The organism is Mesobacillus sp. LC4 (assembly GCF_053543455.1).
In genome coordinates this window covers 307517-320174 of record NZ_JBGCUB010000004.1, presented here as the reverse complement: position 1 = coordinate 320174, position 12658 = coordinate 307517, and the positions used below count along the sequence as shown (strand labels likewise).

The 12658-nt window shown below is 41.8% G+C and carries 9 protein-coding genes; 3 read left to right on the top strand and 6 right to left on the bottom strand.

What is annotated here, in order from left to right; all coding sequences use genetic code 11:
* Positions 1–92 precede the first annotated feature (92 nt).
* From AB5I83_RS14920 to fdhD, 6 genes are all read right to left on the bottom strand, one after another.
* On the bottom strand, positions 93–2132 hold the full coding sequence (locus tag AB5I83_RS14920) for a bifunctional diguanylate cyclase/phosphodiesterase (RefSeq protein WP_448976258.1): 2040 nt from the start codon (positions 2130–2132) through the stop codon (positions 93–95).
* A gap of 289 nt (positions 2133–2421) precedes the next feature.
* Positions 2422–3984 (bottom strand): BCCT family transporter, encoded by a 1563-nt coding sequence (locus AB5I83_RS14915; RefSeq protein WP_448976256.1) that lies wholly within the window; start codon positions 3982–3984, stop codon positions 2422–2424.
* Positions 3985–4223: 239 nt separating this feature from the next.
* A complete protein-coding gene (locus AB5I83_RS14910) occupies positions 4224–4946 on the bottom strand; it encodes an amino acid ABC transporter ATP-binding protein (protein ID WP_448976478.1) in 723 nt (240 codons plus the stop codon).
* A gap of 28 nt (positions 4947–4974) precedes the next feature.
* Positions 4975–5640, bottom strand: coding sequence for an amino acid ABC transporter permease (locus AB5I83_RS14905; protein WP_167833768.1), 666 nt, complete (start codon positions 5638–5640; stop codon positions 4975–4977).
* A gap of 98 nt (positions 5641–5738) precedes the next feature.
* Complete coding sequence (locus AB5I83_RS14900) at positions 5739–6494, bottom strand: transporter substrate-binding domain-containing protein (protein ID WP_448976476.1); 756 nt, start codon at positions 6492–6494, stop codon at positions 5739–5741.
* Positions 6495–6993: 499 nt separating this feature from the next.
* Positions 6994–7782 (bottom strand): formate dehydrogenase accessory sulfurtransferase FdhD, encoded by a 789-nt coding sequence (gene fdhD, locus AB5I83_RS14895; RefSeq protein WP_448976254.1) that lies wholly within the window; start codon positions 7780–7782, stop codon positions 6994–6996.
* A gap of 480 nt (positions 7783–8262) precedes the next feature.
* On the opposite strand from fdhD, the gene AB5I83_RS14890 reads away from it, so the two are divergent.
* The 3 genes from AB5I83_RS14890 to AB5I83_RS14880 all read left to right on the top strand — a co-directional run bounded on the left by AB5I83_RS14890 (position 8263) and on the right by AB5I83_RS14880 (position 12607).
* Entirely contained in the window at positions 8263–9525 is a 1263-nt protein-coding gene (locus tag AB5I83_RS14890) for an L-lactate MFS transporter (protein WP_167833770.1), read from the top strand.
* A gap of 73 nt (positions 9526–9598) precedes the next feature.
* Positions 9599–9958, top strand: coding sequence for a DUF2294 domain-containing protein (locus AB5I83_RS14885; protein WP_226644419.1), 360 nt, complete (start codon positions 9599–9601; stop codon positions 9956–9958).
* 288 nt (positions 9959–10246) lie between these two features.
* The gene (locus AB5I83_RS14880) at positions 10247–12607 is read left to right on the top strand and encodes an FdhF/YdeP family oxidoreductase (RefSeq protein WP_448976251.1); all 2361 of its coding nucleotides are present in this window, start codon (positions 10247–10249) and stop codon (positions 12605–12607) included.
* Positions 12608–12658 lie beyond the last annotated feature (51 nt).

Sequence of the window (12658 nt, the reverse complement as noted above, 5' to 3'; positions counted from 1 at the left end):
TAGTTTTCTCCTTTGTTTTAGATGTATCGTCATAAAAATGAAGATACCTCATGTATATTTTGAAAAAATTAAAAGTTTCATAGAATATTTTCTCAGACAGCAATCTCATTAAAATTATCGATCCAACTAACAAGCTCATCTGCATCAAGCGGTTTAGAGTAATAATAACCCTGAATAATTGGATTTTCGGAATTGGAGGAAAGGAAATTCATTTGTTCTTCATTTTCCACTCCTTCAATCACCACTTTTAATTTCAATGAATGTCCGAGACTGATGATGGCTTTCATGATCGCAGAATCTTTTTCTGATTGAGGGACATCATCCACAAAGGATTTGTCTATTTTCATGGTCGAAATCGGCAGCCGTTTTAAATAAGATAATGATGATACGCCCGTCCCAAAATCATCTAGGGCGACCGTAAAACCAAATTCTTTGAAATCCCCCACTGCCCTGATTGCATCTTCGATCTGATCAATCACACTCGTCTCTGTAATTTCAAGCTCAAGATAATTGCTTTCGATCCCATACTTCGAAACGCTCTGCTTCAATGTTTCCATTAAGTGTGGTGATGTAAAGTAGGATCCTGGTATATTGATCGCTACCTTGAAAATTGGCAGTTCATGGCTGTTCCAAGCGCTGATTTGCTTGCAAACATGATCAATGAGCCAATCTGTAACTTCGTGCATTTTCCCGTTTTCTTCAAGAATCGGTATAAAAATACCTGGTGAAATCACACCATGTATGGAATGCTTCCAACGAAGCAAAGCTTCAACTCCAAACACGACCCGAGTCTTGGAACATACTTTAGGCTGGTATAAAACAAAAAGTTCATCTTCCTGCATCGCCCTGTCTATGTCCTGAATCAGATTCCGCTCAAAAGCGAAGGTATGGATTTTCGGGTCATATTCAATCACTGCATGATTAAAACCGGTGTTAGAATATTGAAGTACTGCCATCGTATTCGAGAATAGTTCTGGACGGCCATTCGCTTCAGCAGAAGCCACTGCACAGACCATTTCAATCGGCAATTTCTTTTCATTAATAACTAACGGTTTACTCAAAAAAGCCATGATTCTTTCCAGGGAAATTTTCAATTTCGCAGTGTCAGGTTCATTCTCTAAGACCAGGGCAAAGCGATTGCCTTCTATCCTGTACAACATACAGAACGCTGGCTTGAGCTTGACAAGAATTTCGCTGATAGTCTTAATGACATCATCACCAACTTCATAGCCATATCGTCTATTCCATTTTTCCAGTCCATGTATGTGGATGATGGCCAAACTTGCTGGCGAAGAGACATTGAGCAATTTTTCAAACTGCCGTCTATTTGGCATCCCTGTCAAAGCATCGAAATGATTTAAACGAAAATCGACATACCGATCGAGCAAGCTTGATAGACCAGAAAGTCCCAAGATCACTCCAATGCCCAATGTCACAGAAACAATGAGCATTTGCAAATTCATGTGATGCGTATGAGAGGTTGGTGGCAGCTGATTTCCCTCCGTATAAAAAACAATCGCCTCCATGCCTATATAATGCATGCTCGCGACAGCGATCCCCATCAATAAGGATGTGATTAGCTTGAGAAAAAAGTTTCCCATGAACTTTTGCAGGCTGGTAAATATGTATAGAGCAACATAGGAAACAAGAATGGCAATCAGGATGGATAGAATGAATAGAACTGGCCGATAAGCATATTCAATTTCCATTTCCATCGCAGACATTCCAATATAATGCATCGAAGCAATTCCGATTCCCATAATGATGCCGGCAAGTATTTTAGGCCATGGAGTTAGGTTGGTCCGATTTGAGATATAAAAAGCCAGGTACGAAGCCATTACCGCAGGAAAAACAGACAATATAGTGGCTGGAAGATTATATTCCATGGTCACCGGAAGCCTGAAAGCACTCATTCCGATGAAATGCATCGCCCAAATCCCCATTCCCATAGCAATAGACGCGAGGACCAGCCAAAGATTCCTGCTAAAAAAACCATTCTTTCTGATCCTCTCATTCATCGAAAGGGCAGTAAAGGAAGCGAGAAACGCGATGACTACCGAAAGAAATACAATAGACGGAGAATATTCTCCTTGTAAAATAACAATATTTTCAGGTTTATGAGTTATAAACATTCTTGGCAAACATCCCTTAGCTGTATTTTCACGCTGATTACATGGTAATTATATCGGCTAGCGCCCCATTTATTTAAGTGGTTTTAAATGAAGTTCCTTCTCCACTTTTTAAAAAAGTTCCCCATTCCAGATTGGTTTATTTTCCAACATGTTTTAGTGTGTCACTCTTATCAATTTAGCACAATGGCCAAATCGCATCTCAACATAAAAAAACAGACTGTGGACAAACCCGAATCGAGTCTGTCTGCAGTCTGTCACTTAGTGTCCAGCTATTTTAGAAATGCTTAGTTCATTTTTTATGTTTCTCTGGCTCTTTGCTTGCCGCTTTCTCTAATCTGCGGAATCGTCTTAAATCTGCTGGCCTGATCGGCAGTGGTTCTTTTTTCAGCAGTTTAAGAATTGCGAACATCAGCAGTAGCAGCAAGACTGTAAATGGAAGTGCGGCAATCAATGAAGCAGTCTGCAATGCTTCAAGTCCGCCAGCGTATAGCAGCACGGCAGATATAGCCGCCATTAATGAACCCCATACGATTTTTGCGAATCTTGGAGGGTTCAAACTTCCAGATGTCGTCATACTTGCCAGGATATAGGTAGCCGAATCAGCTGATGTGACCAAGAAGGTGAAAATCAAAATGATCGATAATACCGATAAAACTGACGTCATTGGCAGCACTTCAAATGTTTTAAATAAAGCAGAAGTTAAATCTTCGTTTACAGCTGCCGCGATCCCCGTATCGTAATTCAGGTCATTCCATAAAGCAGTACCACCGAAAGCTGCAATCCAAAGACAAGCAATTACAGGTGGAATCACCATGACCCCAAAAATATACTCCCTGATTGTCCTTCCCTTTGAAACACGTGCTACGAACGCTCCAACAAATGGAGACCAGGCAATCGCCCAAGCCCAATAGAAGATTGTCCAATCCCTTGTCCAGGTTCCTTCCTGGTAGGGCTGCAGCCTCAGGCTATACTGGATGAAATTCGCGAAGTAGTCACCAATTGCCAGTGTAAAGCTTTCCATGATAAAAACTGTAGGACCAGCTATCAAAACGAATACCAAAAGTACGATTGCAATCCCTAGATTCAAGTTGCTGAGCATCGCAATCCCTTTATCAAGTCCGGTTGAAGACGAAATCATATAAGCAATGAAAATGACTAAAATAATGATCATTTGTATACCGATGGAGTTTCCTGTATCAAACACAGCGTTCAGGCCGCCATTCATTTGCAGGACGCCAAGCCCGACAGACGTGGCAATCCCCATTACAGTAGCTACGACAGCAAGTGTATCAATTGTATTTTTCACAGCAGGTTTTGTGCCGGTAATCGGCTCAAGGGCAGTAGAAACCAGCCCGTTTCTTTGTTTGCGGAACTGAAGAAACCCGATTACTAAACCAACAATCGCAAAAACGGACCATTGGCTGACTCCCCAGTGAAAGAATGAGTAGCCCATTGCGACTCTGGCCGCATTCCTGGATTCTCCTTCTATATTGGCAAATGGCGTATTAAAGAAGTGGCTCATTGGTTCAGCAATTCCCCAGAAAACGAGCCCGGCTCCAAAACCGGCTGAGAAAAGCATGCCGATCCAAGTAAAGAAAGAAAACTCAGGGCGCTCTCCTTCACCGCCTAGCCGGATGGCTCCGTATTTACTAACAGCCAGTCCAACCAAGAATAAAACAATAATAAACACTGCCAGCAAATAGAACCAGCCAAAATTAAAAGTTGTAAAACTAAAAAGTTCTCCAGCTATTGCACCAAACTTCTTCGGTACAATAGCACCAACTACGACGAACAGCAATATCACCGCAGCTGACACAGTAAAAACAAGATTTGATAATAATTTCTTAAGCATGTCAGCCTCCAAGAAATATGTAGTTTCAGTTATGTATAACCTCATACAAATAAACAGCAAGATGCCTGCTGCCATGTAATTATTCTGTAATCTTTTTCCCTTAATTATCCACTGTGAAACTTTATTTTCACATACCATCTATGCCATTCATGTTTATCACCTGATAATTAAGCGAGATCGTTCGTTTTACATTACCAAAGAAAAAATGAACGCTTAGAGTGCTCTAAGCGTCCATCCCTTTAAAATGTTTTGCTTAAAAACTCACGAGTACGTTCCTCGACTGGATTTTCAAAAATTTCTTCAGGGTGACCTACTTCTACGATCCGTCCCCCGTGCATATAGACAACCCAATCAGCTACCTCACGAGCAAAGCCCATCTCATGTGTGACGACTACCATGGTCATTCCTTCTTCCGCCAGCTCTTTCATCGTTGCAAGCACTTCTCCTACCAACTCTGGATCCAGTGCAGATGTTGGTTCATCAAACAACATGATGTCAGGCTTCATCGCCAGTGCTCTAGCAATTGCTACACGCTGCTTCTGTCCGCCGGAAAGTTTCGATGGATAGACTTTTTCTTTATCGGCAAGGCCCACCTTCCCTAACAGTTCCCTTGCTTCCTTTATGGCTTGGGACCTGCTGATTCCTTTTACGTGTATTGGTGCCTCAATAATATTTTCAATCACATTTTTGTGTGGAAATAGATTAAAATGCTGAAAAACCATGCCGATTTTCTGACGCACTTCGTTCAGATCATGAGAACCTGCGTTTATTTCTTCCCCTTCAACGATGATTTGTCCATCATCCTTGATTTCCAGGAAGTTCAGGCAGCGCAGCAATGTACTTTTACCAGATCCACTGGCTCCAATCAAACAAACTACATCACTTTCTTTTACTGTTATATCAACGTCCTTCAGTACATGAAGATCACCAAATGATTTATTCAGTTTTTTCACATTGATCATATCTCTTCCGTCCAAAACGAATTCCCCCTTAATCACTTACCGAAAGTTTCTTCTCAAGCAGTCCAACCAAAGCAGATATCAAGTAAACAAGGAATAAATAGTACACAGCAACAATGAGCAAATACGTCATGTTGTCAAAATCGTTTGCACCTTTTGTTGTCGCGACATTGAATAATTCATACATTCCGATAAAAGCTGCCAAAGATGAATCCTTGAGGCCAATGATGAACTGATTCCCTAGCGGCGGAAGTGCGCGGCGGAAAGCTTGTGGAAGGATGATTCTCCGCATTGTCAGGACTCTGCTCATTCCCAGTGAACGGCCAGCTTCCATTTGTCCCTTGTCAATAGATTGGATCGTTCCCCTGAAGATTTCCGCAATATAGGCACCGTTATGGAATGCTAGTCCTAGTGCAACAGACCAAAAAGCAGAAATGTTCAGATTAGTCATTCCAAAGTAGAAGATGAAGATTTGGACGATTAGCGGGGTTCCTCTGACTAAATAAATATAGGCATTTGCAATCCATTCCAATACTTTAATACCAGAGATTTTAAGAAAGGCAAAAAACAATCCTATGAAAATAGCAATCAAAATCGATACTGCTGTAACTTGCAATGTGAGTAGCATGCCTTTGAGGAATATATCATACGTGTCAAAAAAGACTTCTATAACATGCGATAGACTTGGCAAATTCATTCAACTCCCTGTGGGCTCTATTATTCTTCACTAATATTCATTTTTAAGCAGAAACGAATGTGCAGTTATACCGCACATTCGCTTCAGATGACAACTTATTACTCCGGTTTAACTGTGATGTCTTCACCGAAATATTTTTCACTGATTTCTTTCAACGTTCCATTTTCTCTTAGAGTTTCCAATGCCTCGTTGACTTTCTCCAGCAATTCATCGTTGTCTTGGGCTATGGCAATTGCCTGCTCGCTTCGTCCAAGGAGCTCTTTGCCTTCAATTTCAAGGCCAGCACCAATCGCTTCTTTCCCTGTAATAAAGTCCGTTATAACAGCGTCGTGCCTTCCGTTGGCTAACGCTTCTAGAGCAGTTACGTCACTGTCATAAAGCACAATATTATCTGTCACATCTTCAGCAGTCTTTGCATAGGTAGAACCTTTTGAAACGGCGATTTCCAATCCGTCTAAATCCGCAAGTTTCTCAATATCGCTGTCAGGTCGTACAAAAATTTGCGGTCCAGAGTAGTAGTATGGAGTAGAAAAATTTACATGCTTTTTGCGATCATCATTAATGGTATGGCTGGCAACAGCTGCATCGAAGCGGCCTGACTTAACACCTTCTACGATACTTGCAAACTTGAATTTTTTCTGGTTTGGTTCCAGGCCAAGTTCCTTTGCCACCGCTTCGGCAACATCGATGTCAAATCCACTCATCTTGCCTTCTCCATCCGTTACGCTGAATGGCTTGAATTCACCAGATGAGGCAAAAGTGAACTTGCCATCCTCGGCCAACTTCATGCCGCCGTCACCGGATGCCTTTTCATCGCTGCCACAAGCAGCCAGGAGACCGATTATGGTCACCATAAGAGTAAATAATGTTAATATTTTCTTCACTGTTTAAAACTCCCCCTCAAAAATCTATATTTTTAAAATTTATTCTGTTAAACGGTCCTTATACCTCAAATATAAAAAACCGCAACATTCACCCTATGAATCTTTATACCCAGTTCTCGATTATAGTAAACTACTATTATCGGATTTGATTCATTTTTCCTAATTCAATGAATATGATGACTTGGGCTTGCCATACCTTTACGAAGATAATTGTAACAATTCTGTAATATTCAATCAAAATCCAAATTATCTGATAATTCTTCGTATCTTTTGATATTCTTTGTTCTCCTTAAATGAGCCAGCAGAGTCTCCCTTTTCCCTCTATATCCTCCGATATCCTCCGGATTCTTTCTTGTCCGACATATTTCCCGAAAAAAATTCATTATACTAAGAAAAGCCAGAATCCGAATACGGTCCCTGGCTTTTAGTTCATTTGTGCTATAAAATTTTTATCATTCATTAAAGCAAATTAATCTATAATTCTTTCTGGACAGGAATACACATTAAAAGATTTTCCACGTATAAAACCTACTGCCGTTATGTTTAAATCCTTAGCCAGTTTGATAGCAAGATCTGTCGGAGCTGATTTTGACAAAACAATCCCCACCCCAATCTTTGCAGCCTTCAATAGCACTTCCGAAGATATTCTGCCGCTAAAAACAATGATTTTATTTCTTACAGGGACTCGGTTCAAAATACTATATCCGTATAGTTTATCCAATGCATTATGACGCCCAATATCCGTGCGCACCGCAATCATTTCATCCGGTGAACAAAGAGCTGCATTATGAACTCCACCTGTTTCAAGGAACACCTGGGAGCTGCTCTGCATCTGGTTCATTAACGCAATGCTCTGGGTCGCTGATATGGTTGTATTGGACATCGAGGTTTTTGCTGTCTTGGCATCATTGTGAAAATAGAATTGACGGCTCTTTCCGCAGCAGGATCCGATAAAGCGTTTTGAATAATACTCCTGGTTTGTTGTCATATTCACTTTTAGCATAACGTAAGCATAACCTCTGCTTTCATCGATGCTAAGTGAATGGATGTCATTGTAGGAGCGGATAACCCCTTCGGATGCCAGAAAACCGACAACCATTTCCTCAAAATGTGTAGGAGTGCAAACCATGGTTGCGAACTCCATATCGTTTACATAGATTGTCAATGGAAATTCATTGACGATGACATCCTCTACGTCCAGGAATTGTCCATCCTGATATTTTGTTATGGTATATTTATCACTCATATTTTCTAACATAGTCGTCACCTGAGTTTTAAGATTTTGAGAATACTTAAAATCTAAACACACTCTTTTCTTTTTCACAAGAAAAATTTACAACACACCAATAGTGTAAAATTGATTTAGCAACATAAAATGTATTGCATCTACAGTTCTAAGATGATAAAATTTTCCCGAAGTTCACTATTCTGTCACATTTTGATTTCGAGATAGCGATCCTGTCGTCGGTTAAAGTGTAATGGAAATGTAAGCGATTAACTGTTGGTCCATAAGTAGCGATACCTGCTTATTACTAACCGTCAATTTTTCTGTCAATGTCCGCCTCTTTCTGGCGGGCTTGGAAAGATTGGCGGTTTTCTGTTTCTTGAGAGAGAACAGTGAAGTACAACAGTATACATATCGAGCTTGGAATCAGCTAATCAGCAGTTTAATAGATTCCATCAACTTCAATGTCATAGCAATTGTTTTATGGAGAAATTTAAGTAAGGGGGAAAAAGCATGAAAAAGACGAAGAACCGATGGCTTATTGCAGCGTCTGCAGTGGGAATCCATATATCTATTGGTTCAGTGTACGCCTGGAGCAATTTTACAAACCCATTAATCGAAGAATTTGGGTGGACTTCCAAGCAAGTACAATTTACCTTCAGCCTGGCAATCCTATTTTTAGGACTATCAGCTGCATTCCTTGGACATTTTGTAGAGAAACATGGACCCAGAAAAGCTGGGCTTCTTGCAGCAGGCTTTTTTGGAGCAGGAATTTTAGGGTCAGGCCTTGCAGTAAACCTTGGATCATTGCCATTATTGTATATTACTTATGGAGTTTTAGGCGGCATAGGACTGGGAGTGGGTTATATAGCCCCTGTTTCGACTTTAGTAAAATGGTTCCCTGACAGACGCGGTCTGGCAACAGGACTTGCGATCATGGGATTTGGATTTGCTGCAGCAATCAGCAGTCCTGTTATGGACTCTTTGATTAAATCTGTAGGAACGGCAAATACGTTTTACATTCTTGGTGCAGCCTATTTTATCATCATGACACTATCATCATTGTACCTGGAAAGACCGCCAGCTGATTGGGCTCCAAAAGGCTTTAAGGAAAAAGCTGATTCGGGTAAAGTGAAAGTGAAGAAAGACCTTTCCCAGCTCACTGCCAATGAAGCTATAAAAACTTCCCGATTTTACTATCTGTGGGTGATGCTCTTCATCAACGTCACTTGCGGGATCGCCATTCTTTCGGCCGCAAAACCTTTGGCAGAAGAAAGTATTGGTCTGACTACAGCTGAGGCTGCTGCACTTGTTGGTGTTTTAGGTCTATTCAACGGCTTCGGCCGTATTGCCTGGGCGTCGATATCAGACTATATCGGCCGTCCAAATACTTACACCATTTTCTTTGCCTCACAGATTGTATTATTTATGTTACTGCCGCATACAAAAGAAGCTTTCTTATTCCAGGTTATGCTTGCGGTGGTTTACACAATGTATGGAGGCGGTTTTGCTGCGATCCCTGCTTTCATCGGTGACATATTTGGAACAAAACAACTAGGCGCGATTCACGGCTATATCCTGACTGCATGGGCCGCTGCCGGATTGGCAGGACCAATGTTCGCAGCCTGGATGAAAGACACTACTGGAAGCTATGCAACAAGCCTAACGTTCTTCAGCGGACTGTTCGTTGTTGCACTGGCAGTATCCATTTTAATTCGCCGTGACATTAATAAACTGCGAAAACAAAATGAAGCGAGTGAAAGACTCGCTGGTTAATGCTTTGTAATCGCCTCTTTATATGGTAAAATACCAATCGTCTTATAACCTGTATTGATGACAGGAGGATCATATGAATAAATACGAGGCGGAATTCAGTAATCTAGTCCGTTCCTTTCGCAAAAAGCATATGGGGAAAGGGCCAAGCAAAATAACCACTACCTTCTGTAAAAAATGGGCCATCTGCGAGATGGAGGGAAACCTTTCACCTGTTGAGAAGTTCATTGCTTCCGCAAATGAAGGGAAACAGGCACTGAGAGCTGCAAGAACGGAAATGGTTAAAGAAATGTACCGAAAGAATCCTCCAATGGAGATGGAAGATTTTCTCGGCTGCAAGTTGGTAGAACTTTTTGTAGATATAGATATCGATCGTGATTTTGGAATGTCCATCTTTGTTTTCGATGAAGATATCCAAGCGAAATTCAGTGAATGAAAAGGTATGGCACTTGGCAGCGAACCTGCTAAAGACTAACCACCGTTAACACCTGAAGCATCATTCTCAGGCTAACGGTGGTTTTTTTTATAAGGCTCTTTCGTAAACTTTGTTGCTTTCTCAACCAAAAGTTTTACGTGTCCTTAAGCAGTCTTTATTAGAAGGATCTTTGAAAAGAGCCCCTAACACCTTTTTAAAGCGATTTTTGAACAGGACAAAAAACAACAAAATCATGGTGATAACAACCTTTTTTTGACTTAAAGATCGTAATAAATGGGAGTGTTTCAATTGGGAAAAACAAAACATCCAGGACCACAGAAAAAAGCAGCAATGCCTGCACCTAAACACTGGGTCAGCCCGATTCCCTTTGGGCTTGGCAAAGTGAAACCTAAGCATATTAGAGATACTATGAAAACACTTTGGGACAACAGGGATAACTTTGGGTACGCGACCAACATCCTGACTAAAGGGGTTTGTGACGGATGTGCGCTGGGTGTATCAGGTCTCAATGACCAGACGTTAACCGGTCCCCACATCTGTACAACAAGACTGAATGTCCTTAGGCTGAATACTGCCGGTGCTATTAAACCGGAAATTCTCCACTCCGATATTGATGACCTCAGGAAATATGATAGCACCCAGCTTCGCAAACTAGGACGTATCCCCTATCCAATGATCCGCAGGAAGGGTGAGCGGAAGTTCTCCCGCATTACCTGGGATGATGCAATGGATATGATTGCAGAGAAAGCGAAAAAGCTGGATCCGAAACAGTACGCTTTTTACCTGACAAGCCGAGGAATTACAAATGAATCGTACTATGTAGCAGGTAAAGTCTCCCGCTTTCTGGGTACCAACAATATTGACAATGCAAGCCGGATTTGTCATTCACCTTCTAAAACAGCGCTAAAACGATCCATTGGCGTTGGAGCTTCTACTTCTAATTATCAGGACTGGATTGGCACTGATGTATTGTTGTTCTGGGGCAGCGTAGCATCAAACAGTTCACCGGTTTCTTCGAAATATATGTTGGAGGCAAAGAAAAAGGGAACAAAAATCATTGTCGTCAATCCATATAAGGAACCGGCTATGGATGAATACTGGATTCCTTCAAATCCAGAATCCGCTCTCTTCGGCACGAAAATTGCGGATGATTTCTACCAGGTGAACATCGGCGGAGATATTGCCTTTATGCATGGAATCATGAAGCATTGGTTTGAAATGGAGGAGAGCCATCACGGTTCGGCCATCAATCATGAGTTTGTCAACGCACATGTAAATGGCTATGAAGAATTAAAAGCCAAAGTCCAGGAGCAAAAATGGGACGATATTATCGCATCTTCTGGCATTTCTAAAGAACGCATTATCGAGTTGGCTGAACTTCTCGCTAATAGCAAGAATGCGGTTTATGCATGGGCACTTGGTTTGACGATGCATTCATTTGCAACAGATAATATTTCACAAGTGGCGAACCTTGCATTGCTCAGGGGACACCTTGGCCGAAAGCACGCAGGTCTGATGCCTTTCCGTGGACACTCTTCTGTCCAGGGCAGCGGCGAAATGGGTGCAGATCCTTTCGTTCTCTCAGGCGGGGATTTTTATGGAGAAAATATTAAGCGAATTGAGGAGCTATGGGGATTCGAACTTCCGGATTGGCAAGGCGACATCGTCGGAGTGACTCTCGAGAATATTTTGCTTCCTGAGGAACATGAACGCAAGATTAAGATGTACTATCTGTCGGGCGGCAATTTCCTTGAAACAATGCCGGACCCCAACTTTGTGGAGAAAGCATTGTCTGAATTGGACATCCGCGTCCATCAGGATATCATCCTGAATACGTCTACCCTTGTTGATGCAAAGGAAGCCGTCATCGTTCTTCCGGCGAAGACTCGTTATGAGCAGGAAGGCGGCGGAACATCCACTTCAACAGAGCGTATGGTATATTTCAGCCCTGAAATCGAAGGCAATAAGAATCAGGTTGAAGAAGCTCGTGCAGAGTGGAAAATCTACATTGATTTGGCTAAGCGTATCAAGCCTGAGACTGCACATTTGGTTGATTTTAAAGATGCACAGGAGATTCGGAATGAAATCGCACTGGCAAACCCTAATTATGATGGAGTACAACATCTTAAAAAAGCAGGAGATGTGTTCCAGTGGGGCGGAGCCTGGTTATGTGAAGATGGAATCTGCCCTACTTCAGATGGAAAAGGAAATCTGATTTCAGTTGATATCCCTGAACTCGGTAAGAAAGAAGGACAATTCATCGTTACTTCCCGTCGAGGAAAGCAATTCAACTCCATGGTCTACAATGAAGTCGATCCGCTCAACGGCGCTGGACGCTATGATGTCCTGATGAATGCAGAAGACGCACAGGACCTTAGCATTGCTGAAGGCGAAGGAATTGTTCTATACAACGGCTTTGGTGTTTTCCAAGGAAGAGCGAAATTCGTAGACATTTCACGGGGCAATGTCCAGGTTCATTTCCCAGAAGGAAACTTCCTTCTGCCAAGGGGCCGCTATGAAAAGTACGCCGGAATCCCAGACTACAACATCACAGTAACACTGGAAAAAGCCGATCGCTTCAATGCCAGAAAAGACGTCGAACACCACGAAAAACGCATTGAAGATGATGAACTTGACTCCCCAGCTTAACAATCAATAAACCAGCTTGCAGGTTTTAACGTCTGCAAGCTGGTTTTATAT